Raw genomic sequence first — 26,402 nt, 5'->3', positions numbered from 1 at the left:
CGATGCTAAACGTCAGCGGCCTGAGTGTGGAATATCAAGGCAAAGCGGCATTAAACGACGTGTCGTTAAATATTGCCTCCGGCGAACTGGTGGTGGTGCTTGGGCCATCAGGATGCGGAAAAACCACGTTATTGAACCTGATTGCTGGCTTTATTCAACCATCGGCGGGAAGTATCACTTTAGACGGTGTACCGGTCACTGGACCGGGTGCCGATCGCGGCGTGGTGTTTCAGCATGAAGGATTGCTGCCATGGCGAGATGTGATTAGCAACGTGGAATTCGGCCTTCAGCTGGCTGGAATGAATCCCTCTCAGCGACGTGAAAAGGCATTGAGAATGCTGGGCAAGGTCGGATTAACCGGCTTTGAGCATCATTTTATCTGGCAACTCTCTGGCGGTATGCGCCAGCGCGTCGGAATAGCTCGTGCATTGGCGGTTGATCCGCGCTTGCTGTTGTTGGATGAACCTTTTGGTGCGCTAGATGCATTCACGCGTGAGCAGATGCAAGAGCTATTACTGAATATTTGGCGCGATACCGGTAAGCAGATACTGTTAATTACCCATGATATTGAGGAGGCTGTTTTTTTAGCCAGCGAGCTACTGCTGTTATCCCCAGGGCCGGGGCAGGTGGTGGAACGGTTGACGCTCAATTTTGGTCAGCGATATGCCCGTGGAGAAGCCAGCCGCTCAATTAAGTCAGACCCAGAATTCATTGCTCAGCGTGAATATGTGCTGAGTAAGGTATTCCAGCAGCGAGAGGTTTTGATATGAGCCTGCACAGCACATTGCGCTCTTCGGCACAGAAGACGGCACCTTCAGCGCGAATTAGTCGCCGATACGCTCGCTCTCTCGAGCCGTTATTGCCCCGCAGTTTATGGCTAAGTTTGCTGACGTTAGCGCTGATATTCGTGATTTGGTGGTGCATTACGGCGTTGCAACTGATTAGCCCGTTATTTCTTCCCGCGCCGCAGCAAGTTCTGCATCAGCTCATGACCATTGCCAGCCCAAAAGGCTTTATGGATGCCACGCTGTGGCAGCATTTAGCCGCCAGCCTTGGGCGCATTATGGTGGCTTTATTGGCGGCAATCGCGCTGGGAGTACCAACCGGCATTGCTATGGGATTAAGCCCGACGGTACGCGCTATATTGGATCCGCTGATTGAAATCTATCGTCCAGTACCTCCTTTAGCTTATTTACCGCTGATGGTGATTTGGTTTGGCATCGGTGAGACATCCAAGATTTTGCTGATTTATTTGGCCATTTTTGCGCCAATTACTCTGGCGGCGGTAGCCGGTGTGCGCAGCGTAGTGCAGGTGCGGGTCAGAGCCGCGCAAGCGTTGGGTGCCAGCCGCTGGCAAGTATTACGACATGTGGTATTGCCGAGCGCTTTACCAGAGATTCTAACTGGCATCCGCATTGGTCTGGGCGTGGGATGGTCGACTTTAGTCGCCGCTGAGCTGATTGCCGCCACGCGGGGTCTGGGATTTATGGTGCAGTCTGCCGGCGAGTTTTTAGCAACGGATGTGGTTATCGCTGGTATCGGCGTAATCGCAATAATCGCTTTCAGCATGGAATTAGGGCTTCGGGCGATTCAACGCCGCTTAACCCCTTGGTACGGAGTGCAACAATGAACGAACGTTTAGTGGTCAATCCGCTTGGGCCTTATATCGGTGCACAAATTGAAAATATCGATATTTCCCGCCCATTGGGCGATAGCCAATTTGAGCAGCTTTATCATGCGTTGCTCAAACATCAGGTGCTCTTTCTGCGTAATCAGCCGATAACGCCGTTGCAGCAGCGAGATTTGGCGGGGCGTTTCGGCGATCTGCATATTCATCCCGTTTATCCACACGCCAAAGAGTGTGAGGAAATTATCGTACTGGATACTCACGATAATAATCCGCCGGATAATGATAACTGGCATACGGATGTGACGTTCATCGCCAACCCGCCGTTGGGCGCGATTCTGGCGGCGAAGCATCTACCTGCAACCGGCGGCGACACTCTATGGACCAGCGGCATGGCGGCCTACGAGGCGCTATCTGCCCCGTTTAAGCAGCTTTTGGCGGGATTGCAGGCCGAGCATGATTTCACTAAATCCTTCCCTGAGCATAAGCATCGGGCGACGCTGGAAGATCATCAACGCTGGCTACTGGCGAAAGAGAAGAATCCGCCGCTTTTGCATCCGGTGGTACGCACTCATCCGGTCAGTGGCCGTCCGGCGTTATTCGTTAATGAAGGTTTTACGACAAGAATCACCGGATTGAGCGCTAAAGAAAGTGAGGCATTGTTGGGATTCCTGTTTGCTCACGCGACGAAGCCAGAATTTCAGGTACGCTGGCGTTGGCAGCAGGATGACGTGGCTATTTGGGATAATCGGGTTACCCAGCATTACGCCAATGCGGATTATTTGCCGGAGCGTCGGATTATGCACCGAGCCACAATCCTCGGTGATAAACCGTTTTATCGGCCTTAAGTTAAGGGTGTTGTCTGGCGTAGCGACGGAAAATGATAATGCAGCGTAGCGCACGCCAGAAATCCCGCAGGCCGATCGCTCCCTGGATTAAGGGCATTTCCAATCCTAATGCTTTGAAACGCCTGGCAAGCTGGCTACGCTCTGCGCAGGTTCTTGTTCCCCAACGGGTTAAGCCTAATAGATGGCCGCTTTCTCGATTAGCGTGGCGTAACAGTGCTTTGCTTAGTGCAGACTCTGATTGCGCCGCAATACGGACTAATTCGCTGATAATATCGAGATAACTCTCCGCTCGTAACATTCGTAGATGAAAACAGTGTTTTCTGGTGATGGAATGGGGCGCGGTGCGATAGCCATAAAGCGGTTCAGGGCAGTAATTTACGCGCTGTGCGACTAACCCCAGCCGTGTGGACCATAAAATATCCTCATGGAGTTGATGAGGCGTAAAGGTTAATTGATGCGTTTGGATTAGCTCCCGACGGATCAGTTGTAGCCAGCAAAAATGCAGCCAATTGTTTTGTGCGACGCTGTCGATAATCCATTGTTTTCCGGTGAGCGTCTTTTGCCAGCGTTGTGCGGGGAATAAAGGGTTGACGCTCTGCTGAGTAGGTTCGCCGCAGAAACGATAGCCGTTGCCAATCAGTAGATCCAACTGTTGTTCTTTGGCCTGTTGTAGCCATATTTGCAGTGCGTTCGGCGCTAGCCAGTCATCGCAATCAGCAAATGCTATCCACTGCCCTTTTGCCTGAGCAATGCCCTGATTGCGGGCAATGGATAAACCTTGATTGGATTGATGTATGACGCGGAGATGAGAGTGACGGTGGGCGCGATCCGTCAGTATGGCGGCGCTGCCGTCGGTGGAGCCATCATTGATAGCAATGATTTCGAAAGATACACCTGACTGACTGCTCAATGAGTCGAGCAGCGTGGCAAGGTAGGCTTCGCCGTTAAACACCGGTACAATAATACTGATATCAATCTTTTTCATGCCGCGATCATCCATGAATAGCGGCAATTTTCAGCTTTTAACTGCTTAGTTTTATTAAAATTCCTTAGTTAGATTCTCTAACTGCTCCTGAGCATCCAACCAATTCATTTCGGTTTCTTCCAGTTTGGATTTCACCTGATTCTGCCGCTGCAAACATTCGGTCAACTCGCTCTTGCGGGAGATATCGTACAGCGCAGAATCCGCCAGTTCATCTTCCACGGCGGCCAGTTCGGCGCTCAACTTATCCATTTGTTTTTCCAGCGTCATGATTTGCTTACGCAGCGGCTGGGTTTGCGTGCGGAACTCGGCTTCTCGGCGTTTTTGGTCTTTACGCTGCTGGGCGCTATTTCCAGAGACTTCTTTTTCCGGGCTACCTTGCTGTGACTGCTGACGCTGTAAATCGACCAGCCACTGCTGATAATCCTCTAGATCGCCGTCAAATTGCTCGACTTTGCCGTCGTGAACCAGATACAAATCGTCAGTTGTAGAACGCAATAAGTGACGATCGTGGGAAACAACGACCAATGCGCCTTCAAAATCAATCAGCGCCTCGGTGAGTGCCTGCCGCATATCTAAATCCAGATGGTTGGTCGGTTCATCCAGCAGCAATAGGTTAGGGCGCTGCCAGATAATCAGTGCCAATACCAGACGTGCTTTTTCTCCACCGGAGAAACGAGCGGTCGGATCGGTGACTTGATCACCCTGGAAGCCATAGCCGCCCAGATAATCCCGCAGTTGCTGTTCCGGCTCTTTCGGCGCCAAACGGCTCATATGCTGCAGTGGGGATTCATCTGCACGTAAGAATTCCAACTGATGCTGAGCGAAGTAACCTAGTTTTATGCCTTTCGACAGACCGATTTCACCGCTTTGTGGTTCCAGCGTGCCAGCCAGCAATTTGATTAGCGTAGATTTACCCGCCCCGTTGCGTCCGAGCAGACCGATGCGGGAGCCGGGAACCAGATTTAGTTTAATAGATTGCAGGATGGTTTTGTCGCCGTAGCCGGCGCTGACTTTCTCCATTCGCAATAGCGGGTCGGGCAGGCTTTCCGGCGTGCGGAAGCTAAATCGGAACGGGTTATCAACGTGCGCTGGTGCAATCATTTCCATGCGTTCGAGCATTTTAATTCGGCTTTGTGCCTGCTTAGCTTTGGTCGCCTGAGCGCGGAAACGGTCAATATAGTGTTGAAGATGCGCGACTTTTTCCTGCTGGTGCTGGTACATCGATTGCTGCTGAGCGAGCTTGGTCGCGCGTTGGCGTTCGAAAGAGGAATAGTTGCCGGTATATTCATTCAGCGACTGCTGTTCAATATGCAGAATCTTATCGATAATAGGATCGAGGAAATCCCGATCGTGGGAAATCAGGATGAGCGTACCGGAATAGCTTTTCAGCCATTTTTCCAGCCAGATCACGGCGTCCAAATCCAAATGGTTGGTTGGTTCATCCAGTAGCAGCAAATCAGAACGACATACCAGAGCCTGTGCCAGATTGAGGCGCATTCGCCAGCCGCCAGAGAAAGAACGAACGGGCTGTTGTAACTGATCCTGCGAAAAACCTAAGCCATGTAGCAGGCTGGCTGCGCGGGACTGAATGGTCCAGGCCTGAATGGCGTCGAGTTTCCCATGTACCGTAGCAATAGCATGACCGTCGTTTTTTACGTTGGCGGCCTGTAATTCGGATTCCAGCTGACGAAATTCGCGGTCGCCGTCGATAACATACTCTATCGCAGGCATATCTAGTGCCGGGGTTTCCTGATTAACCCAGGCCAAAGCCCAGTTATTGGGGAAAGTGGCGTTGCCCCCATCGGCGCTCATTTCGCCTTTCAGCAACGCCAGCAGGGTCGATTTGCCACAGCCGTTTTTACCGACCAGCCCAACCTTCTGGCCCGGATTGACGGTTGCTGTAGCATTGTCCAGCAAGACGCGAGTCCCGCGTCGAATTTGAAGCGAAGAGAAAACAATCATAGAGTGCCGTATGTTTAGAGTATGTTAAATTATCATTATATTAAGGTAACCCTTAGTACCTGAGGTCGCAGAGGCATTAACTTCTAGCCTATCTGCAATACCCACTACTTTACTTTGGGTACAAACAGGGCGTTAAACGCCCTATTTTAAGTCTTGCGACGCATGGTAACGGAAAACCCGCACCCTGACGACGCTTTGGAGGGGAATGATGTCACAGCCGCCGAAGGTTTTGCTGCTGTATGCCCATCCGGAATCACAGGACTCGGTCGCCAATCGGGTTTTACTGCAACCGGTAAAGCAGCTAGCGCATGTCACCGTGCACGATCTTTACGCACATTATCCGGATTTCTTTATTGATGTTCATCACGAGCAACAGCTGCTGCGTGAGCATCAGGTCATTGTTTTTCAACATCCGCTTTATACCTATAGTTGTCCGGCCTTACTAAAGGAATGGTTGGATCGCGTACTGGCGCGCGGGTTTGCCAATGGCATCGGAGGTCATGCTCTGCGGGGAAAATACTGGCGTTCGGTGATTACCACCGGCGAGCCGGAAGGGGCATATCGAGTCGGCGGCTATAACCAATACCCGATGGATGACATTCTGCGTCCGTTCGAATTGACTGCAGCTATGTGTCATATGCATTGGATAACCCCGATGATTGTTTACTGGGCGCGTCGGCAAAAGCCGGAAGTGCTGTCCAACCATGCGCAGGCCTACGCCGAGTGGTTAGCTTCTCCGTTGCCACAAAGGGGGCCATAATTATGGAAGGCTCGGCGCTATTAACCGCCATTTTACTGTTTTTGTTTGCCGCGGTCGTTGCGGTGCCTATCGCACAACGATTGGGTATTGGAGCGGTATTGGGATACCTGATTGCCGGGATCGCTATTGGCCCGTGGGGGCTGGGTTTTATTCGCGATGTGGATGAGATTCTGCATTTTTCGGAGCTAGGCGTTGTTTTCCTGATGTTCATCATTGGTCTGGAACTGAATCCAGCCAAACTCTGGCAACTGAGGCGCTCGATTTTTGGCGTCGGAGCAGGGCAGGTGATCATCACAGCGACGGTTTTGGGCGCGTTGCTCTATTTCACTCAGTTCGCTTGGCAGGCTGCGGTGATGGGGGGCATTGGTTTAGCCATGTCTTCAACCGCAATGGCGCTTCAGCTTATGCGTGAAAAAGGGATGAACCGTAACGAAGGCGGCCAACTTGGTTTTTCCGTATTGTTATTTCAGGATATGGCTGTTATTCCCGCATTGGCGCTGATTCCGATTTTGGCGGGCGGCGGTGGGGGAGCTAATGATTGGGCGAAAATCGCTCTGAAAGTGGCCGCTTTTGCCGGCATGCTTATCGGAGGGCGATACCTGCTACGCCCGTTATTTCGTTATATTGTTGCTTCCGGTGTGCGTGAGGTGTTTACCGCCGCCGCGCTTCTGGTCGTGCTAGGTTCGGCACTATTTATGGATGCGCTGGGCCTGTCGATGGCGTTAGGGACATTTATCGCCGGAATTCTGCTGGCGGAAAGTGAATTTCAGCATGAACTGGAAATCGCTATTGAGCCTTTTAAAGGCTTATTGCTGGGCCTGTTCTTTATCTCAGTGGGGATGGCGCTGAATATTGGCGTTATCTTTACCCATCTGCTGGAAGTATTACTTGGCGTATTGGCGCTGGTTTCCATCAAAGCCACGGTGCTTTACGGGTTGGCCAGAACCTTTGGCCTACGGCGTTCGGTGCGGCTTCAGTTTGCCGGTGTGCTAAGTCAGGGCGGCGAGTTTGCCTTCGTACTGTTCTCTGCGGCTTTTAGTCAGCATGTATTAAGTGTCGATCAACTCGCGCTGCTGCTGGTGGTCGTGACTTTATCAATGATGACTACGCCGTTATTGATGCAAGGTATCGATCGTATTTTGTCTCGCCGTTATAACGCCCCGGAAGAAAGCGACGAAAAACCTTTCGTGGAAGACAACGATCCGCAGGTTATCGTTGTAGGTTTTGGGCGCTTCGGACAGGTTATTGGCCGTTTGCTGATGGCAAACAAAATGCGAATTACCGTATTGGAGCGGGATGTTAGCGCCGTGGGCGTGATGCGCAAGTACGGTTATAAGGTTTATTATGGCGATGCAACCGAACTAGAACTGCTGCGCGCCGCCGGCGCAGAGAAAGCCAAAGCCATAGTGATTACTTGTAACGAGCCGGAAGACACCATGACATTGGTGCATTTATGTCAGCAACACTTCCCCAATCTGCATATTCTGGCCCGTGCCAGAGGCCGTGTGGAAGCACATGAATTATTGCAAAGCGGCGTGAAGGATTTTACCCGCGAAACTTTCTCCAGTGCGCTGGAACTGGGGCGCAAAACATTACGACAACTGGGTATGCACCCGCATCAGGCTTATCGGGCGCAGCAGCATTTCCGTCGTTTAGATATGCGTATGCTGCGTGAGCTGATGCCGCCGCACCATGGCGATGTGGCGCAGATTTCCAGAGTCAAAGAGGCCCGGCGCGAGCTGGAAGATATTTTCCAACGAGAAATGCTGCATGAAAGCAGGCAGCTTGATGGCTGGGATGAACACGAGTAAACCGGAGAAATCAGCATGTCTGTAACCCGTAAACGTTTTATTGCTGGTGCTACCTGCCCGCAGTGTAAAGCTATGGATACTCTCGCTTTATGGCGTGAAGATCAGGTGGAAGTCGTGGAATGTGTGAAGTGTGGCCATCATCAGCGTCAAACTGACGAGCAGGTCAATCAGCATGTCCGCCCGAAAGAGCAAGTTATCGGTATTTTTGATCCAAAGTAGCGTTATCCTCAGCGATTTTTTATGCTGAAGGGTACAGGGGTTCAGATTTCCGCTACAATCTGTGCCAATTTTTGTTCCAAGGGTAGGAGATGTCATGAAAGTAGCAAAAGACCTAGTGGTCAGCCTGGCTTACCAGGTACGTACAGAAGACGGTGTGTTAGTTGATGAGTCTCCGGTGAGTGCGCCGTTGGACTACCTGCACGGACACGGCTCCCTGATTTCTGGTTTGGAAAAAGCGTTGGAAGGCCACGAAGCGGGCGACCGTTTTGATGTGCGTGTAAGTGCTGATGACGGTTACGGCAACTATGATGAGAATCTGGTTCAGCGCGTACCGAAAGACGTATTTATGGGTGTTGACGAGCTGGAAGTCGGTATGCGCTTCCTGGCTGACACCGATCAGGGTCCAGTACCGGTAGAAATTACCGCAGTGGAAGACGAGCACGTTGTGGTTGATGGTAACCATATGCTGGCGGGTCAGGATCTGAACTTCAACGTTGAAGTTGTTGCCATTCGCGAAGCGACGGCAGAAGAACTGCAACACGGTCACGTACACGGTGAGCACGATCATCACCATGAACACGGCGGCGGCTGCTGCGGCGGTCACGACCACGATCACGACCATGATCACGGTCATGACCAAGCTCAACAGGGCGGCGGTTGCGGTAAAGGCGGTTGTGGTTGCCACTAAGGCATCACGCTCGTCAATGAAAAAGCCAGCCGTAAGGCTGGCTTTTTTGTGCCGCAAATCAACCTCAGTAGTGAGGCGGGGGCGTTTCGTCTGCCTGTGATGCCAACATTGAAGGCTGAGAGGCCCGTAATTTATCGGTCAGCAAACGCAGGTGTTCCCGTAGTTTGGTCATTTCCATCTGGTGTTCAGTCACAATCAAATTCAATTCTTCAATTGTCACTTCCTGAAACGCCAGACGACTTTCCAGCATTTCAAGCCGTTGTTCGAACAAAGACGCTTCCATAGTATTTCCTCTCATAACTACTAACGACGATTCTGTCATCGATTCCTGCCGCGATGGCCGCATGCCGGAACGACAGCGATGCCAGAGATTCTACCTCTAAACGCTGCGGAATGCCTTGCGCAGAGACTGAGAACAATAAAAAGGAAACTTCTTGTGATAAAAAAAGTCGAAATATCACTGCATACTGTAGATTCGGAGATTGTTTTGTCTTCGCTCCGGCAGTTATAGTACTGAAACTTACACAATCGTTGCTTGGGGTAAGAAGCCCTGGGCCATTGGAGAAATGGATGAAATCATTGTTTAAAGTAACCTTGCTGGCTACAACCATGGCATTGACCCTGAATGCAACTCAGGCTATGGCTGCTGAAGCAGTAAAAACTCCTGACGCGGCAGCAACGACTAACAGCAAGTTCAAAAATGACGACCAACAATCTGCATATGCACTAGGTGCATCCTTAGGTCGTTATATGGACAACTCGTTGAAAGAACAAGAAAAACTGGGTATCAAACTGGATAAAGACCAGCTGATCGCCGGTGTTCAGGACGCTTTTGCCAATAAATCTAAGCTGACTGACGAAGAAATTGAAAAAACCCTGCAAGGTTTTGAAGCTCGTGTGAAATCCTCGGCTCAGGCCAAGATGGAACAAGATGCGAAAGAAAATTCAGATAAAGGCACCAAGTACCGCGATACCTTTGCTAAAGAAAAAGGCGTGAAGAAAACCGCAAGCGGCCTGCTGTATAAAGTTGAAAAACCAGGCGCAGGCGACGCACTGAAAGACAGCGATACCGTAGTAGTTAACTACAAAGGTACTTTGACTGACGGCACCGTCTTTGATGATTCATACAAACGTGGCGAGCCACTGTCTTTCCGTCTGGACGGCGTCATCCCAGGCTGGACTGAAGGTCTGAAGCAAATCAAGAAAGGCGGTAAAATCACTCTGGTCATCCCACCAGAACTGGCCTACGGTAAAACCGGCGTTCCGGGGATCCCTGCTAACTCTACTCTGGTATTCGACGTTGAATTGCTAGATGTGAAAGCCGCACCTAAAGCCGACGCCGCTGCTGAAAAACCTGCGGCAGAAGCTGAAGCTAAAGCCAAAAAATAATTCAGAAATAGCTTAGTGTCGCTTTGGCGAACAGCACAGACCGCTGCGAATTGCTTTCGCGGCGGTTTTTTTTTGTATTCTGTTGATTCATTTTGCGCTTCTGCTCGTTGATAACTTGACGCTTATGGGTTGTGGGCTTAACGTCAATACCACGCACAAACGCAAGGATTTAGCTTTGGCATATTTGCTAAGCTTATATTCCAAGATATTGAGTTATGAGTCTGCCCGTTGCTATTGAGACAGGCTCTACCTAGAGGGTGGTGTCTTCGATGTCTAATTCGCTTTTAACTGGCGAAACCAGTGAACTGGATTTACTGGATGAACGTCCGTTCAGTCAAACGGATTATGAAATACTGAAATCATACGAGGCCGTTGTTGATGGCCTGGCCATGTTGATTGGCGGACATTGTGAAATTGTTCTGCATTCGCTGGAAGATCTTAAATGTTCAGCCGTCAGAATTGCCAACGGTGAGCATACTGGTCGTCAGATTGGTTCGCCGATAACCGATCTCGCGCTGCGTATGCTGCATGATATGGCCGGTGCGGACAGTAGCGTCTCCCGTGCCTATTTCACTCGCGCAAAAAGCGGCGTATTGATGAAATCTGTCACTATCGCAATTCGTAATCGCGATCAGCGAGTGATCGGCTTGCTGTGCATCAACATGAATCTGGATGTACCTTTCTCACAAATTATTCAGACATTTATGCCACCGGAAACGCAGGAAGTTCCTTCTTCCGTCAACTTTGCTTCATCGGTGGATGACTTGGTGGCACAAACGCTGGAATTCACCATTGAAGAGGTGAATGCGGATCGCAATGTGTCCAACAATGCGAAAAATCGCCAGGTGGTGCTCAATCTTTATGAGAAGGGTATTTTTGATATTAAAGATGCCATTAACCAGGTGGCGGAGCGGCTGAATATCTCGAAGCATACGGTTTATCTGTATATTCGTCAGTTCAAAAGTGGCGATCTTATCGGGCACGAGCGCTAATGCTGCGTTATTGCCTATTGGTTACCGGCCCTGCCTATGGCACTCAGCAGGCCAGCAGTGCTTATCAGTTTGCGCAGGCGTTACTGGCGGCGGGCCATCAATTGGTCAGCATCTTTTTTTATCGGGAAGGGGTGTTGAACGCCAATCAACTGACTTCGCCTGCCAGCGATGAGTTTGATCTGGTGCGTGCGTGGCAACAACTGGCGCAGCAGAATGGGATTGAGCTCAATGTGTGCGTGGCAGCGGCGCTGCGGAGAGGAGTTTGCGATCGGCATGAGGCTGAGCAGCTTGATCTGGCCGCCGCCAATCTACAGCCCGGTTTTACTCTGAGTGGATTGGGTTCGCTGGCGGAAGCAGCGCTGACCTGTGACCGCGTTGTTCAATTTTGATCGCGCAATTTTAGAGATGGGCATGAAATCTATCGCTTTTGTTTTCACTCAAGGCCCACACGGAAACGCGAGCGGCCGGGAAGGACTAGACGCGCTTTTGGCGACTTCGGCTCTCTGCGAAGATATCGGCGTGTTTTTTGTCTCGGATGGCGTATTCCAGTTACTTCCGCAGCAACAGCCGGAAAAAATTCTGGCCAGAAACTATATTGCCACTTTCGGTGTCTTACCTCTTTATGACGTAGAAAAGTGTTATATGTGCGCAGAGGCATTACGGCAACGCGGTCTGGCTCAGGTCAAAGATTGGGTGTTGGATGTTGAAGTCTTAGCGCCAGAAAAGTTACTCCAACAGTTAGCCGCTTACGACGTTGTGCTGACATTTTGACCGTATCAGGATACTAAATATGTTGTATACCGTCAGCCGTTCGCCTTTTCAATGCGATTTATCCGCGCTGTTGAGATTGACCTCCGACGAAGATGCCATTCTGTTTTTGCAGGATGGCGTTCTAGCGACGTTAAAAGACGCTGATGTTCTTAACATATTGTTAAATAACTCAGCTTCTCTCTTTGTTCTGGAAAATGATCTGGCCGCGCGAGGTTTGGTTGGTCAAAATTCAGACAAAATACCGGCAATCAGCTATAATCACTTCGTCGATTTAACCACTAAACATCGTCAACACTTGGCATGGTAATACGACTAATGCTGTATATTTCTTGACACCTTAGGTAGTCAGCCATAAAATTCTGCGTCCTCGTACTCTGCCCTTAGTGCATACGAGGGGGATTTATCACGTGTTTACGAAGCAAAAACCCAGGAGCTTTTTTAATAATGGCAACGATTAACCAGCTGGTTCGCAAGCCACGTAGCATGAAGGTTGCTAAGAGCAACGTTCCTGCACTGGAAGCCTGCCCGCAGAAACGTGGTGTATGTACCCGCGTATATACCACCACCCCGAAAAAACCTAACTCCGCACTGCGTAAAGTTTGCCGTGTGCGTTTGACTAACGGTTTTGAAGTCACCTCCTACATCGGCGGTGAAGGTCATAACCTTCAGGAACACTCCGTGATCCTGATCCGTGGCGGTCGTGTTAAAGACTTGCCAGGTGTGCGTTACCACACCGTTCGCGGCGCGCTTGACTGCTCAGGTGTTAAAGACCGTAAGCAAGCTCGTTCTAAGTACGGCGTGAAGAAGCCAAAGGCTTAATGGTTCTCCGTTAAGTAAGGCCAAACATTTTCACTTTAATGTCAAAATAAACTCTTAGAGTTTTGGACAACCCTGAATTAACAACGGAGTATTTCCATGCCACGTCGTCGTGTTATTGGTCAACGTAAAATCTTGCCAGATCCTAAGTTCGGATCTGAGTTACTGGCCAAATTTGTAAACATCCTGATGGTAGATGGTAAAAAATCTACTGCAGAAGCAATCGTCTATACCGCGCTGGAAACCCTGGCTCAGCGTTCTGGTAAAGACTACCTGGAAGCGTTTGAAACTGCTCTTGATAACGTGCGCCCGACTGTAGAAGTTAAGTCTCGCCGCGTTGGTGGTTCAACCTACCAGGTACCAGTAGAAGTTCGTCCGGTTCGTCGTAATGCCCTGGCAATGCGTTGGATCGTTGATGCTGCTCGTAAACGCGGTGATAAATCCATGGCTCTGCGCTTGGCGAATGAACTGTCTGACGCAGCAGAGAACAAAGGTTCTGCTGTTAAGAAACGTGAAGACGTTCACCGCATGGCAGAAGCCAACAAGGCGTTCGCCCACTACCGCTGGTAATTACCACGCAGTAGTAATGCTAACCATGCGGGCGCTTCAATTAGCCAACCCGCATGGGTTAACTGAACTTGAACGCCCTAGGAATAGAGGAATCAAATGGCTCGTACAACACCCATTGAGCGCTATCGTAATATCGGTATCAGTGCTCACATCGACGCCGGTAAAACCACCACTACCGAACGTATTCTGTTCTACACCGGTGTAAACCATAAAATCGGTGAAGTTCATGACGGCGCTGCCACCATGGACTGGATGGAACAGGAGCAGGAACGTGGTATTACCATCACTTCTGCTGCAACCACGGCCTTCTGGTCTGGTATGGCTAAGCAGTTTGAGCCACACCGCGTCAACATCATTGACACCCCAGGACACGTTGACTTCACCATTGAAGTAGAACGTTCCATGCGTGTTCTTGATGGTGCTGTAATGGTTTACTGTGCTGTTGGTGGTGTTCAGCCGCAGTCTGAAACCGTATGGCGTCAGGCTAACAAATATAAAGTTCCACGCATCGCGTTCGTTAACAAAATGGACCGTATGGGTGCTAACTTCCTGAAAGTTGTTGGTCAGATCAAATCTCGTCTGGGCGCGAATCCAGTTCCATTGCAATTGGCAATCGGCGCAGAAGAGAAATTCACCGGCGTTATCGACCTGGTGAAAATGAAAGCGATCAACTGGAACGATGCTGATCAGGGCGTTACCTTCGAATACGAAGATATCCCTGCTGACATGGTTGAGCTGGCTAAAGAATGGCACCAGAACCTGGTTGAATCTGCAGCTGAAGCTTCAGATGAGCTGATGGACAAATACTTGGGCGGCGAAGAGCTGACCGAGGTAGAAATCAAGAAAGCTCTGCGTCAACGCGTTCTGAACAACGAAATTATTCTGGTTACCTGTGGTTCTGCGTTTAAAAACAAAGGCGTACAGGCGATGCTGGATGCGGTTATCGAATACCTGCCGGCTCCAACTGATGTTGAAGCTATCAACGGTATTCTGGACGATGGTAAAGATACCCCGGCTGTTCGTCATTCATCTGACAACGAGCCGTTTTCTGCACTGGCGTTCAAAATTGCTACCGACCCGTTTGTGGGTAACCTGACCTTCTTCCGCGTGTACTCTGGTGTTGTAAACTCCGGCGACACCGTGTTGAACTCAGTACGTTCACAGCGTGAGCGTTTGGGTCGTATCGTACAGATGCACGCCAACAAACGTGAAGAGATCAAAGAAGTTCGCGCAGGCGACATCGCAGCAGCGATCGGTCTGAAAGATGTGACTACTGGTGACACTCTGTGTGACCCAGCTAATCCTATCATCTTGGAACGTATGGAGTTCCCAGAGCCAGTAATCTCTGTTGCTGTTGAACCAAAAACCAAAGCCGACCAAGAAAAAATGGGTATGGCATTGGGTCGTTTGGCAAAAGAAGATCCATCATTCCGCGTTTGGACTGACGAAGAATCTGGTCAGACTATCATCGCTGGTATGGGTGAGCTGCACTTGGATATCTTGGTTGACCGTATGCGCCGCGAATTTAACGTGGAAGCAAACGTCGGTAAACCTCAGGTTGCTTACCGTGAAACCATCCGCGACACCGTTAAGGACGTGGAAGGTAAGCACGCTAAACAATCAGGCGGTCGTGGTCAGTACGGTCATGTTGTTATCGACATGTCTCCGTTGCCACCGGGTGGCGTAGGTTATGAGTTCGTCAACGAAATCGTTGGTGGTTCTATTCCTAAAGAGTTCATCCCAGCCGTTGATAAAGGTATCCAGGAACAGCTGAAAGCTGGTCCATTGGCAGGTTATCCGGTTGTTGACGTTAAAATTCGTCTGCATTACGGTTCTTACCATGACGTTGACTCCTCAGAATTGGCGTTTAAATTAGCCGGTTCTATCGCCTTTAAAGAAGGTTTCAAACGAGCTAAACCAGTTCTGCTTGAGCCAATCATGAAGGTTGAAGTCGAAACCCCAGAAGATTACATGGGTGACGTAATGGGCGACCTTAACCGTCGTCGCGGTATCATCGAAGGTATGGAAGATACTGCTACCGGTAAAACCGTTCGCGTCAAGGTTCCGTTGTCTGAAATGTTCGGTTATGCTACTGACCTGCGTTCTCAGACTCAGGGCCGTGCTTCTTACTCCATGGAATTCCTGGAGTATGCTGAAGCACCTAGCAACGTCGCTAAAGCCGTTATCGAAGCCCGTGGCAAATAAGCTTTCGGGTTTAAAACAATGATCCAGTGCTCTCTCATAAGTGGGAGAGCACAAGAGTAAGGAATATAGTCGTGTCTAAAGAAAAATTTGAACGTACCAAACCCCATGTAAACGTCGGTACTATCGGCCACGTTGACCATGGTAAAACTACCCTGACTGCAGCAATCACTTCCGTACTGGCTAAAACCTACGGCGGTAACGCTCGTGCATTCGACCAGATCGATAACGCTCCGGAAGAAAAAGCTCGTGGTATCACCATCAACACTTCTCACGTTGAATATGACACCCCGACTCGCCACTACGCGCACGTTGACTGCCCAGGTCACGCCGACTACGTTAAAAACATGATCACCGGTGCTGCGCAGATGGATGGCGCTATCCTGGTTGTTGCTGCAACTGATGGCCCTATGCCACAGACTCGTGAGCACATCCTGTTGGGTCGCCAGGTTGGCGTTCCTTACATGATCGTATTCATGAACAAATGCGACATGGTTGACGACGAAGAGCTGCTGGAACTGGTAGAAATGGAAGTTCGTGAACTTCTGTCTACTTACGATTTCCCAGGCGACGACATTCCAGTAGTTCGCGGTTCAGCGCTGAAAGCACTGGAAGGCGCTCCTGAGTGGGAAGCTAAAATCATCGAACTGGCTGGCTACCTGGATTCTTACATCCCAGAACCAGAACGTGCTATCGACAAGCCATTCCTGCTGCCTATCGAAGACGTATTCTCCATCTCCGGCCGTGGTACTGTTGTAACTGGTCGTGTAGAGCGCGGTATCGTTAAAGTTGGTGAAGAAGTAGAGATCGTCGGTATCAAAGATACTGTTAAATCTACTTGTACTGGCGTTGAAATGTTCCGCAAATTGCTGGACGAAGGCCGTGCTGGTGAGAACGTTGGTGTTCTGCTGCGTGGTATTAAGCGTGAAGATATCGAACGTGGTCAGGTTCTGGCTAAACCAGGTTCTATCAAACCACACACTACCTTTGATTCAGAAGTTTATATTCTGAGCAAAGACGAAGGCGGCCGTCATACTCCGTTCTTCAAAGGCTACCGTCCACAGTTCTACTTCCGTACAACTGACGTGACCGGTACTATCGAACTGCCAGAAGGCGTTGAGATGGTAATGCCAGGTGACAACATCAACATGAAAGTTACCTTGATCCACCCAATCGCGATGGACGACGGTCTGCGTTTCGCAATCCGTGAAGGCGGCCGTACTGTAGGCGCTGGTGTTGTTGCTAAAGTAATCGCTTAATTTCTTTACTGATTAAGTTAGAAGGGCGCTCAGGCGCCCTTTTTTTATATCAAAAGAAAATAATCTTAATTGAAATAAAAAGCATTCCCATTTACACTTACGGCATTGGTTAAGAAGTGAGCCTTATATGTACGTATGTTTGTGTAATGGAGTGTCTGATAAAGTCATCCGCAATGCTGTTCGACAGCATCATCCCCATACTTTGAAGCAACTACGCCAACTGGTTCCAATCGGAACTGATTGCGGAAAATGTATTCGGCAGGCGAGAGAGATTTTGATCGAGGAGTGTGCCAATATTCCAGAAATGAATGACGTTGCTTAATACATAGGCGGGATAAGATTCCCCACTCTTTGCCATCTGGTACTACACTTTTAGTACTGGAAGCGGAGGGTTTATCTATGAAAGGCGATAAAAAAATAATTTCTCATCTCAATAAACTACTCGGAAACGAGCTGGTTGCCATCAATCAATACTTCCTGCATGCGCGAATGTTTAAAAACTGGGGACTTATCCGTCTGAATGATAAGGAATACCACGAATCTATCGATGAGATGAAACATGCAGATCGTTACATTGAGCGAATTTTGTTTCTCGAGGGGATTCCTAATCTACAGGATTTAGGCAAAATCAATATTGGCGAAGACGTAGAGGAGATGCTCAGGTCAGATCTAGCTCTGGAATTAAGCGGCGCCAAAGATTTACGTGAAGGTATCGCTTATGCTGATTCGATACATGATTATGTCACGCGTGATCTGCTTAAAGAAATTCTGGTTGATGAAGAAGAACATATTGATTGGCTGGAAACAGAACTGAGCCTGATAGAACGCTTAGGAATACAGAATTATTCTCAGGCGCAGCTAGGGTGAGCTAACTAAGATGTTGTGCCAATGCCGGGATAATAAAAAGTGAGTATCTCATCGGTACTCACTTTTTGTCTATTTAATGAGGCAGGCTGCGGTACTTAACTTACTAGTACTATGCACTATGATTTATCGATATAGGTAGGCTGGTCGAGATAACTGATCTGAAATATCGGTCCTGCCGCCAAAGATGCCAGAGAGCGATCTTCTGGATAAGAAAGCAATAAAGGGAACAGAACTGACTGCCCAATAATAGATCTCCTGCTATGGTCTTCCGGCCCTAAGCCCCATATGTTTTGAAAGGTCATCGGTCGTTCTTCATCAGTATCAGTGTTTCCCACGTACAGCATAATATGTCCCCGAATATGAATGAGAGTCATAAACGGCCGACCATGCTTAGCCAGAAAATCCAAGCGCTCGCTTGGTGGATATTGGCTTAAATCAACGGTTTTTCCCTGAGTGATTTGTTTTGAGGAATGAGTGGGTAACCAAAACCCGAATGCGGTCATCAGATTCTTTAATTCGCTCGAACAATCGTTGTATCCGTATAAACCTCCCCATCCGTAGGGGCGACCTAGTGAACGCTGAATCAGTAAAGAAAAATTCTTACGGTTTGCAGTGAGCGGTAGAGTGCTTATTTTGTCGGGTGCTACTCTGGCGATGTGTATAACTGCCTGCTGCCGATTGTTAACCACCGGAATCATCAGGTGTTGGGCATCAAGCTGCGGGAGAATGCTGCCTATGTCATCGCTAGCATAAATACGAGATTGATGTGGTTCAGTTAACGCTACGTTGAAGTCGGTTATTACCGCCATCTTTTTTCTTGCGGCACTTCGCCATAGTTGGATAAAAGCATCATCGGCAAAGGCAATAGAATCAGACAGCACCCATCCCTGTAAGTCTGGGCTCATAATGAAACTCCACAGAGTATCGGTACTATGCCCAATGACATAAATGGGTGTTCCAATGTGCAGCCGCGATTCTTGCAGGTTATCGAAAGGGTAACCTTCACCAGCTATAGTATCACTATAAAAGCTGGGATCATTGGTAGGGAGCACTCTAACCATCGTTGGACGTACAGTTATTCCTCTCTGTTCCGCGTGAAAATACAGGCTCTTGAACTGAGTCAGCTGCACATTGGTACGAATGGCATCAATCCACGTTTGTGTATAGGGACGATAATTACTGCCGTAATTAATGCTATCTCCCTTGGCATCTACATTGTCAAAGCGCTCTAGCATTTTCTTTATAGAAGAAGCGATACTATCCGTTCCTTTATCCGGTAGCCTTTGCTGAACATAGTGTTCATCCCAAGGTGAAGAAGAGGTAGGGTTACCGCCGAAATAGTGTTTGAGCAGGTTTTGATGAGCCTGTTGCTGAAGTCTGGCGGGAACTAACGGTTTGATATAATCGGGGGCGTTGGGTGGAAACCAATAGGTTGGGCTTTGGTTGTAGGCCTGAAGGGGAAAAAGCGAGCGCGTACTCGCTATTGCCTGAGTCATGAAACATGCGATAACAAGTAGTAGAATACTCCGGCAATGATGAGCCATGGCATAGTCCCTTTGCGAATATGATGGATGACCAACTCTCACTCTCCCTGTATTGGCCAATAATTGTTACTCACCTATAGTAACGTGATGTGATAATAAATAAATTCACTAAAACTTGCGGTGAATGGCTAAATACGTAAGTTCTCGCATAGATTTTCAACAGTGACTTGCTTACTGCCCGAATTTACGTATAATGCGCGTGCCTGCCTAATCTTGGTTGGTCAGATTGAATTTAATCTGTCGGGAGTAGCTAAGTGATACTTCCGAACAATACTCCCGATTTGGGGGTTATATGTTGAACGATTACACTCTCCCATCAATCGAAATGGGTCTGAGTAGTAATCATTTATGTTTATAAATAATTGGAGCTCTGGTCTCATGCAGAACCAAAGAATCCGTATCCGCCTGAAAGCGTTTGATCATCGTTTGATCGATCAATCAACTGCGGAAATCGTCGAGACTGCCAAGCGCACTGGTGCGCAGGTCACCGGTCCGATCCCGCTGCCGACCCGCAAAGAGCGCTTTACCGTTCTGGTTTCTCCGCACGTCAATAAAGATGCGCGCGATCAGTACGAAATCCGCACTCACAAGCGTCTGGTTGACATCGTTGAGCCAACCGAGAAAACCGTTGATGCTCTGATGCGTCTGGATCTGGCTGCCGGTGTAGACGTGCAGATCAGCCTGGGTTAATCAGGTCATTGAGCGATTGAGAGGTTGAAACAATGATTGGTTTAGTCGGTAAAAAAGTGGGCATGACTCGTATCTTCACTGAAGATGGCGTTTCAATCCCAGTAACCGTTATCGAAATTGAAGCAAACCGCGTAACTCAGGTCAAAGACCTGGAGAACGACGGTTACCGTGCCGTTCAAGTAACTACCGGTGCTAAAAAAGCTAACCGCGTTACCAAACCGGAAGCGGGTCACTTCGCTAAAGCTGGCGTAGAAGCTGGCCGTGGTCTGTGGGAATTCCGCCTTGCAGAAGGTCAAGAATTCACTGCTGGTCAAGAAATTAGCGTTGAAATTTTCGCAGACGTTAAGAAAGTCGATGTTACAGGTACATCTAAAGGTAAAGGTTTTGCCGGTACTGTTAAGCGCTGGAACTTCCGTACCCAAGATGCTACCCATGGTAACTCCTTGTCTCACCGCGTTCCGGGTTCTATCGGTCAGAACCAGACTCCGGGCAAAGTGTTCAAAGGCAAGAAAATGGCTGGCCACCTGGGTGACGAGCGTGTAACCGTTCAAAGCCTGGACGTAGTACGTGTTGACGCTGAGCGCAACCTGCTGCTGGTTAAGGGTGCTGTACCGGGCGCAACCGGTGGCAACCTGATCGTTAAACCAGCTGTGAAGGCGTAAGGGGATAGCAATGGAATTAGTATTGAAAGACGCGCAAGGCGCGCTGACTGTTTCCGAAACTACCTTCGGTCGTGATTTCAACGAAGCGCTGGTACATCAGGTTGTTGTTGCTTATGCAGCAGGTGCCCGTCAAGGTACTCGTGCTCAGAAGACCCGCGCTGAAGTAACTGGTTCCGGTAAAAAACCGTGGCGTCAGAAAGGTACTGGCCGTGCGCGTTCAGGTTCTGTAAAGAGCCCGATCTGGCGTTCAGGTGGTGTGACCTTTGCTGCTAAGCCTCAGGACCACAGTCAGAAAGTAAATAAAAAGATGTACCGCGGCGCGCTGAAAAGCATCCTGTCCGAATTGGTACGTCAAGATCGTCTGATCATTGTCGAGAAGTTCTCTGTAGAAGCGCCTAAAACTAAGCTGCTGGCACAGAAACTGAAAGATATGGCTCTGGAAGATGTGCTGATCGTAACTGGTGAAGTTGACGAGAACTTGTTCTTGGCAGCTCGCAACCTGTACAAGGTTGATGTTCGCGATGTAGCAGGTATCGATCCAGTTAGCCTGATCGCCTTCGACAAAGTGGTTATGACTGCTGATGCTGTGAAGCAAGTTGAGGAGATGCTGGCATGATTCGTGAAGAACGTCTGCTGAAAGTACTGCGCGCGCCGCATGTATCTGAAAAAGCGTCCGCTGCGATGGAAAAAAGTAACACCATCGTTCTCAAAGTTGCCATCGACGCGACCAAAGCAGAAATTAAAGCTGCAGTGCAGAAACTGTTTGAAGTCGAAGTTGAAGACGTTAACACCTTGCTGGTTAAAGGCAAGAGTAAGCGTCACGGTCAGCGTGTTGGTCGTCGTAGCGACTGGAAAAAAGCTTACGTCACCCTGAAAGAAGGCCAGAATCTGGACTTCATCGGCGGCGCAGAGTAAGTCGGAGGAGTAAACAATGGCAATTGTTAAATGTAAACCTACATCTCCGGGTCGTCGCCACGTTGTTAAAGTGGTTAACCCTGAGCTGCACAAGGGTAAACCTTATGCCCCGCTGCTTGAGAAATTAAGCAAAAGCGGTGGTCGTAACAACAATGGCCGTATCACCACCCGTCATATCGGTGGTGGCCACAAGCAGCATTATCGTCTGGTTGACTTCAAACGCAACAAAGATGGTATCCCTGCAGTGGTTGAGCGTCTGGAATACGATCCGAACCGTTCCGCGAACATCGCGCTGGTTCTGTACAAAGACGGCGAACGCCGTTACATCCTGGCGCCAAAAGGCCTGAAAGCTGGTGACCAGATCCAATCTGGCGTTGATGCTGCAATCAAGACAGGTAACACCCTGCCTATGCGCAACATCCCAGTTGGTTCAACGGTTCATAACGTAGAGATGAAACCAGGTAAAGGCGGCCAGATGGCTCGTTCTGCTGGTGCATACGTTCAGATCGTTGCTCGTGACGGTTCCTACGTTACTCTGCGTCTGCGCTCCGGCGAAATGCGCAAGGTTCAAGCTGATTGCCGCGCCACCTTAGGTGAAGTCGGTAACGCTGAACACATGCTGCGTGTGCTGGGTAAAGCAGGTGCAAGTCGTTGGCGTGGTATTCGCCCTACCGTTCGCGGTACTGCGATGAACCCGGTAGATCACCCACACGGTGGTGGTGAAGGTCGTAACTTTGGTAAGCACCCGGTAACCCCGTGGGGCGTTCAAACCAAAGGTAAGAAGACCCGTAGCAACAAGCGTACTGATAAGTTCATCGTACGTCGCCGTAGTAAAAAATAATTAGAGGATAAGCCATGCCACGTTCTCTCAAGAAAGGTCCCTTCATTGACCTGCACTTGCTGAAGAAGGTAGAGAAAGCGGTGGAAAGCGGAGACAAGAAGCCTATTCGGACTTGGTCCCGTCGTTCAACGGTCTTTCCAAATATGATCGGTTTGACCATCGCTGTCCATAATGGTCGTCAGCACGTTCCTGTCTTTGTTTCCGATGAAATGGTCGGTCACAAATTGGGTGAATTCGCGCCGACCCGTACTTATCGCGGCCATGCGGCCGATAAAAAGGCTAAAAAGCGCTAAGGTAGGAGGAAGAGATGGAAACTATCGCTAAACATCGCCACGCTCGTTCTTCTGCTCAGAAGGTTCGCTTGGTAGCGGACCTGATTCGCGGTAAGAAAGTGTCGCAAGCTCTGGAAACTCTGGCCTATACCAACAAGAAAGCTGCTGGTTTGGTTAAGAAGGTACTGGAGTCTGCCATTGCTAACGCAGAACACAACGATGGCGCTGACATCGATGATCTGAAAGTCACGAAGATCTTCGTAGACGAAGGCCCAAGCATGAAGCGCATTATGCCTCGTGCAAAAGGTCGTGCAGATCGCATCCTGAAGCGCACCAGCCACATTACTGTGGTTGTGTCCGATCGCTGAGACTCTGGAGACTAGCAATGGGTCAGAAAGTACATCCTAACGGTATTCGCCTGGGTATTGTCAAACCTTGGAACTCTACTTGGTATGCGAATACCAAAGAATTCGCTGACAACCTGGACAGCGACTTTAAAGTTCGCCAATTCCTGACTAAGGAACTGGTGAAAGCTTCCGTTTCTCGCATCGTTATCGAACGTCCAGCGAAGAGTATCCGTGTGACTATTCACACTGCTCGCCCTGGCATCGTTATCGGCAAGAAAGGTGAAGATGTCGAAAAACTGCGTAAGGTCGTAGCGGATATCGCTGGCGTTCCTGCGCAGATTAACATCGCCGAAGTCCGTAAACCGGAACTGGACGCAAAATTGGTTGCTGACAGCATCACTTCACAGCTGGAACGTCGCGTTATGTTCCGTCGTGCTATGAAGCGTGCTGTACAGAACGCAATGCGTCTTGGCGCTAAAGGTATCAAAGTTGAAGTAAGCGGCCGCCTTGGCGGTGCTGAAATCGCGCGTACCGAATGGTACCGTGAAGGTCGTGTTCCGTTGCATACTCTGCGTGCGGATATCGATTACAACACATCTGAAGCGCACACCACTTATGGTGTAATCGGCGTTAAGGTATGGATCTTCAAAGGTGAGATCTTGGGTGGTATGGCTGCTGTTGAACAACCGGAACCGGCTGCTCAACCTAAAAAGCAGCAGCGTAAAGGCCGCAAGTAAGGAGAATCGCTGATGTTACAACCAAAGCGTACAAAATTCCGTAAGATGCACAAAGGCCGTAACCGTGGCCTGGCGCAGGGTACGGATGTTAGCTTCGGTGAGTTCGGCCTGAAAGCTTGTGGCCGTTGCCGCCTGACGGCTCGTCAAATCGAAGCAGCCCGTCGTGCGATGACACGTGCAATTAAGCGTCAAGGTAAGGTCTGGATCCGTGTATTCCCGGACAAACCGATCACTGAGAAGCCGCTCGAAGTGCGTATGGGTAAAGGTAAGGGTAACGTAGAGTATTGGGTTGCCCTGATCCAGCCAGGAAAAATGTTGTTTGAAATGGCTGGTGTGCCGGAAGAAACTGCTCGCGAAGCATTCAAGCTCGCGGCAGCAAAACTGCCTGTCGGAACCACCTTTGTAACTAAGACGGTGATGTAATGAAAGCACAAGAGCTGCGTGAAAAAAGCGTTGAAGAGCTGAACACTGAGCTGCTCAACCTGCTGCGTGAGCAATTTAATTTGCGCATGCAGGCGGCTAGTGGCCAGCTGCAACAAACTCACCTGTCGAAACAAGTGCGTCGTAATATCGCACGTGTTAAGACTTTACTGACTGAAAAGGCGGGTGCGTAATGACTGACCAAACTCGTACTCTGCAAGGTCGCGTAGTTAGTGACAAAATGGAGAAATCCATGGTTGTTGCTATCGAACGTGTGGTGAAACACCCTATTTACGGGAAATTCATCCGTCGTACGACGAAATTGCATGTACATGACGAGAACAATGAATGTGGAATCGGTGACGTGGTAGAAATCCGCGAATGCCGTCCATTGTCAAAGACTAAGTCTTGGACCCTTGTTCGCGTTGTAGAGAAAGCGATTCTGTAATAGAGTAGCCAACTCGCATAGAATAAACGGCTCAGAAAGTGAGCCGTTTATTTTTTCTACCCATAATTTGGAACCGGTGTTATAATGCCGCGCCCTCATTAGTGGGGCTTTTAAACGACCTATTCTGGGTCCTAAAGTAGTAGTTGACATTAGCGGAGCACTAACATGATCCAAGAACAGACTATGCTGAACGTGGCCGACAACTCCGGTGCACGTCGCGTAATGTGTATCAAGGTTCTAGGTGGCTCGCACCGTCGCTACGCAGGCATCGGCGACATCATCAAGATCACCATTAAGGAAGCAATTCCTCGTGGCAAGGTGAAGAAAGGCGATGTGCTGAAGGCGGTAGTGGTGCGCACCAAGAAGGGTGTACGTCGCCCGGACGGTTCTGTCATTCGCTTCGATGGCAATTCTTGCGTTATTTTAAATAATAACAGCGAGCAGCCAATCGGCACGCGTATTTTTGGGCCGGTAACTCGTGAACTGCGTAATGAGAAGTTCATGAAAATTATCTCTCTGGCACCAGAAGTACTCTAAGGAGCGAACCATGGCAGCGAAAATCCGTCGTGATGACGAAGTTATCGTGCTAACCGGGAAAGACAAAGGTAAGCGCGGTAAAGTAAAGAATGTCCTGTCTGCTGGTAAGGTCATTGTTGAAGGTATCAACCTGGTTAAAAAACATCAGAAGCCGGTTCCGGCCCTGAACCAACCAGGCGGCATTGTTGAAAAAGAAGCTGCTATTCAGGTTTCTAACATTGCGCTGTTCAACGCGACAACCGGTAAGGCTGACCGTGTAGGCTTTAGATTCGAAGACGGCAAAAAAGTACGCTTCTTCAAGTCTAATAGCGAAACTATCAAGTAATTTGGAGTAATACGATGGCGAAACTGCATGATTACTACAAAGACGAGGTGGTCAAACAACTGATGTCTCAGTTTGGCTACAACTCTGTCATGCAAGTCCCTCGGGTCGAGAAGATCACCCTGAACATGGGTGTTGGTGAAGCGATCGCTGACAAGAAACTGCTGGATAACGCAGCAGCTGACTTGACAGCAATCTCCGGTCAAAAACCGTTGATCACCAAAGCCCGCAAATCTGTTGCAGGCTTCAAAATCCGTCAGGGCTATCCGATCGGCTGTAAAGTAACCCTGCGTGGCGAACGCATGTGGGAATTCTTAGAGCGACTGATCTCCATTGCTGTTCCACGTATCCGTGACTTCCGTGGCTTGTCCGCTAAGTCATTCGATGGCCGTGGTAACTACAGCATGGGCGTGCGCGAGCAGATCATCTTCCCGGAAGTCGACTACGATAAAGTCGATCGCGTGCGTGGTTTGGATATTACCATTACCACTACTGCGAAATCCGATGATGAAGGCCGTGCATTGTTGGCTGCTTTTAACTTCCCATTCCGCAAGTAAGGTAGGGTTACTGATGGCTAAGCAATCAATGAAAGCACGCGAAGTAGTTCGCGTGAAACTAGCTAACAAATACCGCGCTAAACGCGAGGAATTAAAAGCTATTATCTCTGGTGTGAACTCATCCGATGAAGAACGTTGGGATGCTGTTCTGAAGCTGCAGTCTCTGCCGCGTGATTCCAGCCCGTCCCGTCAGCGTAACCGCTGCAACCAAACTGGTCGTCCGCATGGTTTCCTGCGGAAGTTCGGGTTGAGCCGTATTAAAGTCCGTGAAACCGCAATGCGCGGTGAAATCCCGGGCCTTAAAAAGGCTAGCTGGTAATTTCACCAATTGAATCACGGGAGTA

37 protein-coding genes are annotated in these 26,402 nt (G+C 49.4%); 33 read left to right on the top strand and 4 right to left on the bottom strand.

All coding sequences use genetic code 11. From position 1 onward, the window contains the following. The first annotated feature begins 2 nt into the window (after positions 1-2). The 3 genes from tauB to tauD are packed head-to-tail and all read left to right on the top strand — an operon-like array spanning position 3 to position 2,475. Positions 3-770, top strand: coding sequence for a taurine ABC transporter ATP-binding subunit (gene tauB, locus AD970_RS05030; protein WP_049597232.1), 768 nt, complete (start codon positions 3-5; stop codon positions 768-770). Continuing rightward, positions 767-1,630: a taurine ABC transporter permease TauC gene (gene tauC / locus AD970_RS05025; protein WP_049597231.1), complete on the top strand. Its 864-nt coding sequence runs from the start codon at positions 767-769 to the stop codon at positions 1,628-1,630. The genes tauB and tauC overlap by 4 nt, the downstream gene beginning before the upstream one ends. Continuing rightward, positions 1,627-2,475, top strand: a complete 849-nt coding sequence (gene tauD / locus AD970_RS05020; protein WP_049597230.1) for a taurine dioxygenase — start codon at positions 1,627-1,629, stop codon at positions 2,473-2,475. The genes tauC and tauD overlap by 4 nt, the downstream gene beginning before the upstream one ends. A gap of 1 nt (position 2,476) precedes the next feature. Here tauD and AD970_RS05015 read toward each other — a convergent pair whose 3' ends face one another. Further along, positions 2,477-3,460, bottom strand: coding sequence for a glycosyltransferase (locus AD970_RS05015; protein WP_049597457.1), 984 nt, complete (start codon positions 3,458-3,460; stop codon positions 2,477-2,479). Between the two features lie 54 nt (positions 3,461-3,514). Continuing rightward, positions 3,515-5,422: an ABC transporter ATP-binding protein gene (locus AD970_RS05010; RefSeq protein ID WP_049597229.1), complete on the bottom strand. Its 1,908-nt coding sequence runs from the start codon at positions 5,420-5,422 to the stop codon at positions 3,515-3,517. A gap of 208 nt (positions 5,423-5,630) precedes the next feature. Between AD970_RS05010 and kefG the strand changes: the two genes are divergently transcribed. From kefG to slyD, 4 genes are all read left to right on the top strand, one after another. Continuing rightward, complete coding sequence (gene kefG / locus AD970_RS05005) at positions 5,631-6,182, top strand: glutathione-regulated potassium-efflux system ancillary protein KefG (RefSeq protein WP_049597228.1); 552 nt, start codon at positions 5,631-5,633, stop codon at positions 6,180-6,182. A gap of 2 nt (positions 6,183-6,184) precedes the next feature. Beyond that, on the top strand, positions 6,185-7,993 hold the full coding sequence (kefB, locus tag AD970_RS05000) for a glutathione-regulated potassium-efflux system protein KefB (RefSeq protein WP_049597227.1): 1,809 nt from the start codon (positions 6,185-6,187) through the stop codon (positions 7,991-7,993). A gap of 15 nt (positions 7,994-8,008) precedes the next feature. Then, positions 8,009-8,212, top strand: coding sequence for a YheV family putative zinc ribbon protein (locus AD970_RS04995; protein ID WP_049597226.1), 204 nt, complete (start codon positions 8,009-8,011; stop codon positions 8,210-8,212). A 94-nt stretch (positions 8,213-8,306) separates the two neighbouring features. After that, the gene (slyD, locus tag AD970_RS04990) at positions 8,307-8,900 is read left to right on the top strand and encodes a peptidylprolyl isomerase (protein ID WP_049597225.1); all 594 of its coding nucleotides are present in this window, start codon (positions 8,307-8,309) and stop codon (positions 8,898-8,900) included. Positions 8,901-8,964: 64 nt separating this feature from the next. On the opposite strand, the gene AD970_RS04985 is transcribed toward slyD, so the two are convergent. Beyond that, the gene (locus tag AD970_RS04985) at positions 8,965-9,183 is read right to left on the bottom strand and encodes a protein SlyX (protein ID WP_049597224.1); all 219 of its coding nucleotides are present in this window, start codon (positions 9,181-9,183) and stop codon (positions 8,965-8,967) included. Positions 9,184-9,470: 287 nt separating this feature from the next. Here AD970_RS04985 and fkpA point away from each other — a divergent pair, with 287 nt between their 5' ends. From fkpA to bfr, 11 genes are all read left to right on the top strand, one after another. Further along, a complete protein-coding gene (gene fkpA, locus AD970_RS04980; protein WP_049597223.1) occupies positions 9,471-10,289 on the top strand; it encodes an FKBP-type peptidyl-prolyl cis-trans isomerase in 819 nt (272 codons plus the stop codon). A 269-nt stretch (positions 10,290-10,558) separates the two neighbouring features. Beyond that, the gene (locus AD970_RS04975; protein WP_049597222.1) at positions 10,559-11,281 is read left to right on the top strand and encodes a helix-turn-helix transcriptional regulator; all 723 of its coding nucleotides are present in this window, start codon (positions 10,559-10,561) and stop codon (positions 11,279-11,281) included. After that, a complete protein-coding gene (gene tusD / locus AD970_RS04970; RefSeq protein WP_049597221.1) occupies positions 11,281-11,670 on the top strand; it encodes a sulfurtransferase complex subunit TusD in 390 nt (129 codons plus the stop codon). The genes AD970_RS04975 and tusD overlap by 1 nt, the downstream gene beginning before the upstream one ends. A 16-nt stretch (positions 11,671-11,686) precedes the next feature. Beyond that, the gene (gene tusC / locus AD970_RS04965) at positions 11,687-12,052 is read left to right on the top strand and encodes a sulfurtransferase complex subunit TusC (protein ID WP_157045465.1); all 366 of its coding nucleotides are present in this window, start codon (positions 11,687-11,689) and stop codon (positions 12,050-12,052) included. 19 nt (positions 12,053-12,071) lie between these two features. After that, a complete protein-coding gene (gene tusB, locus AD970_RS04960; protein ID WP_049597220.1) occupies positions 12,072-12,359 on the top strand; it encodes a sulfurtransferase complex subunit TusB in 288 nt (95 codons plus the stop codon). 137 nt (positions 12,360-12,496) lie between these two features. Then, positions 12,497-12,871, top strand: a complete 375-nt coding sequence (gene rpsL, locus AD970_RS04955; protein ID WP_004718567.1) for a 30S ribosomal protein S12 — start codon at positions 12,497-12,499, stop codon at positions 12,869-12,871. Between the two features lie 96 nt (positions 12,872-12,967). Further along, positions 12,968-13,438 (top strand): 30S ribosomal protein S7, encoded by a 471-nt coding sequence (gene rpsG / locus AD970_RS04950; RefSeq protein WP_004702306.1) that lies wholly within the window; start codon positions 12,968-12,970, stop codon positions 13,436-13,438. Between the two features lie 96 nt (positions 13,439-13,534). Then, a complete protein-coding gene (gene fusA / locus AD970_RS04945; RefSeq protein ID WP_049597219.1) occupies positions 13,535-15,643 on the top strand; it encodes an elongation factor G in 2,109 nt (702 codons plus the stop codon). Between the two features lie 71 nt (positions 15,644-15,714). Beyond that, positions 15,715-16,899 carry an elongation factor Tu gene (gene tuf / locus AD970_RS04940; RefSeq protein WP_049597218.1) on the top strand — a complete coding sequence of 395 codons (1,185 nt, stop codon included), beginning with the start codon at positions 15,715-15,717 and terminating at the stop codon, positions 16,897-16,899. Positions 16,900-17,026: 127 nt separating this feature from the next. Further along, positions 17,027-17,221, top strand: a complete 195-nt coding sequence (bfd, locus tag AD970_RS18690) for a bacterioferritin-associated ferredoxin (RefSeq protein ID WP_071665759.1) — start codon at positions 17,027-17,029, stop codon at positions 17,219-17,221. Between the two features lie 77 nt (positions 17,222-17,298). After that, positions 17,299-17,766 (top strand): bacterioferritin, encoded by a 468-nt coding sequence (bfr, locus tag AD970_RS04935; RefSeq protein WP_049597217.1) that lies wholly within the window; start codon positions 17,299-17,301, stop codon positions 17,764-17,766. 116 nt (positions 17,767-17,882) lie between these two features. On the opposite strand, the gene AD970_RS04930 is transcribed toward bfr, so the two are convergent. Continuing rightward, the gene (locus tag AD970_RS04930) at positions 17,883-19,310 is read right to left on the bottom strand and encodes a C40 family peptidase (protein WP_049597216.1); all 1,428 of its coding nucleotides are present in this window, start codon (positions 19,308-19,310) and stop codon (positions 17,883-17,885) included. Positions 19,311-19,688: 378 nt separating this feature from the next. Here AD970_RS04930 and rpsJ point away from each other — a divergent pair, with 378 nt between their 5' ends. From rpsJ to rpsN, 15 genes are all read left to right on the top strand, one after another. Then, on the top strand, positions 19,689-20,000 hold the full coding sequence (rpsJ, locus tag AD970_RS04925) for a 30S ribosomal protein S10 (RefSeq protein ID WP_004718576.1): 312 nt from the start codon (positions 19,689-19,691) through the stop codon (positions 19,998-20,000). A gap of 32 nt (positions 20,001-20,032) precedes the next feature. Continuing rightward, the gene (gene rplC, locus AD970_RS04920; RefSeq protein ID WP_049597215.1) at positions 20,033-20,662 is read left to right on the top strand and encodes a 50S ribosomal protein L3; all 630 of its coding nucleotides are present in this window, start codon (positions 20,033-20,035) and stop codon (positions 20,660-20,662) included. A 10-nt stretch (positions 20,663-20,672) separates the two neighbouring features. Continuing rightward, complete coding sequence (gene rplD, locus AD970_RS04915) at positions 20,673-21,278, top strand: 50S ribosomal protein L4 (RefSeq protein WP_049597214.1); 606 nt, start codon at positions 20,673-20,675, stop codon at positions 21,276-21,278. Beyond that, positions 21,275-21,577 (top strand): 50S ribosomal protein L23, encoded by a 303-nt coding sequence (gene rplW, locus AD970_RS04910; RefSeq protein ID WP_049597213.1) that lies wholly within the window; start codon positions 21,275-21,277, stop codon positions 21,575-21,577. The genes rplD and rplW overlap by 4 nt, the downstream gene beginning before the upstream one ends. 16 nt (positions 21,578-21,593) lie before the next feature. Beyond that, the gene (gene rplB, locus AD970_RS04905; protein ID WP_025376653.1) at positions 21,594-22,418 is read left to right on the top strand and encodes a 50S ribosomal protein L2; all 825 of its coding nucleotides are present in this window, start codon (positions 21,594-21,596) and stop codon (positions 22,416-22,418) included. Positions 22,419-22,432: 14 nt separating this feature from the next. Continuing rightward, the gene (gene rpsS / locus AD970_RS04900; protein WP_002213430.1) at positions 22,433-22,711 is read left to right on the top strand and encodes a 30S ribosomal protein S19; all 279 of its coding nucleotides are present in this window, start codon (positions 22,433-22,435) and stop codon (positions 22,709-22,711) included. Between the two features lie 14 nt (positions 22,712-22,725). Next, on the top strand, positions 22,726-23,058 hold the full coding sequence (gene rplV / locus AD970_RS04895; protein ID WP_004391423.1) for a 50S ribosomal protein L22: 333 nt from the start codon (positions 22,726-22,728) through the stop codon (positions 23,056-23,058). A 17-nt stretch (positions 23,059-23,075) separates the two neighbouring features. Then, positions 23,076-23,774 (top strand): 30S ribosomal protein S3, encoded by a 699-nt coding sequence (gene rpsC / locus AD970_RS04890; RefSeq protein WP_004718588.1) that lies wholly within the window; start codon positions 23,076-23,078, stop codon positions 23,772-23,774. A gap of 12 nt (positions 23,775-23,786) precedes the next feature. After that, on the top strand, positions 23,787-24,197 hold the full coding sequence (gene rplP / locus AD970_RS04885; protein ID WP_038242806.1) for a 50S ribosomal protein L16: 411 nt from the start codon (positions 23,787-23,789) through the stop codon (positions 24,195-24,197). Beyond that, positions 24,197-24,388 (top strand): 50S ribosomal protein L29, encoded by a 192-nt coding sequence (gene rpmC, locus AD970_RS04880; RefSeq protein ID WP_005159843.1) that lies wholly within the window; start codon positions 24,197-24,199, stop codon positions 24,386-24,388. The genes rplP and rpmC overlap by 1 nt, the downstream gene beginning before the upstream one ends. Then, entirely contained in the window at positions 24,388-24,642 is a 255-nt protein-coding gene (gene rpsQ, locus AD970_RS04875) for a 30S ribosomal protein S17 (protein ID WP_004718590.1), read from the top strand. Before rpmC ends, rpsQ begins: the two co-directional genes overlap by 1 nt. A 165-nt stretch (positions 24,643-24,807) precedes the next feature. Next, positions 24,808-25,179: a 50S ribosomal protein L14 gene (gene rplN, locus AD970_RS04870; RefSeq protein ID WP_049597212.1), complete on the top strand. Its 372-nt coding sequence runs from the start codon at positions 24,808-24,810 to the stop codon at positions 25,177-25,179. 10 nt (positions 25,180-25,189) lie between these two features. Next, on the top strand, positions 25,190-25,504 hold the full coding sequence (rplX, locus tag AD970_RS04865) for a 50S ribosomal protein L24 (RefSeq protein WP_004709242.1): 315 nt from the start codon (positions 25,190-25,192) through the stop codon (positions 25,502-25,504). Between the two features lie 14 nt (positions 25,505-25,518). After that, positions 25,519-26,058 carry a 50S ribosomal protein L5 gene (gene rplE / locus AD970_RS04860; protein ID WP_004718595.1) on the top strand — a complete coding sequence of 180 codons (540 nt, stop codon included), beginning with the start codon at positions 25,519-25,521 and terminating at the stop codon, positions 26,056-26,058. A 13-nt stretch (positions 26,059-26,071) separates the two neighbouring features. After that, entirely contained in the window at positions 26,072-26,377 is a 306-nt protein-coding gene (gene rpsN, locus AD970_RS04855) for a 30S ribosomal protein S14 (protein WP_049597211.1), read from the top strand. The last annotated feature ends 25 nt before the right edge of the window (positions 26,378-26,402 follow it).

Source organism: Yersinia nurmii (assembly GCF_001112925.1).
Classification (GTDB): Bacteria; Pseudomonadota; Gammaproteobacteria; order Enterobacterales; family Enterobacteriaceae; genus Yersinia; species Yersinia nurmii.
This window is presented reverse-complemented; position numbering and strand designations above follow the sequence as displayed.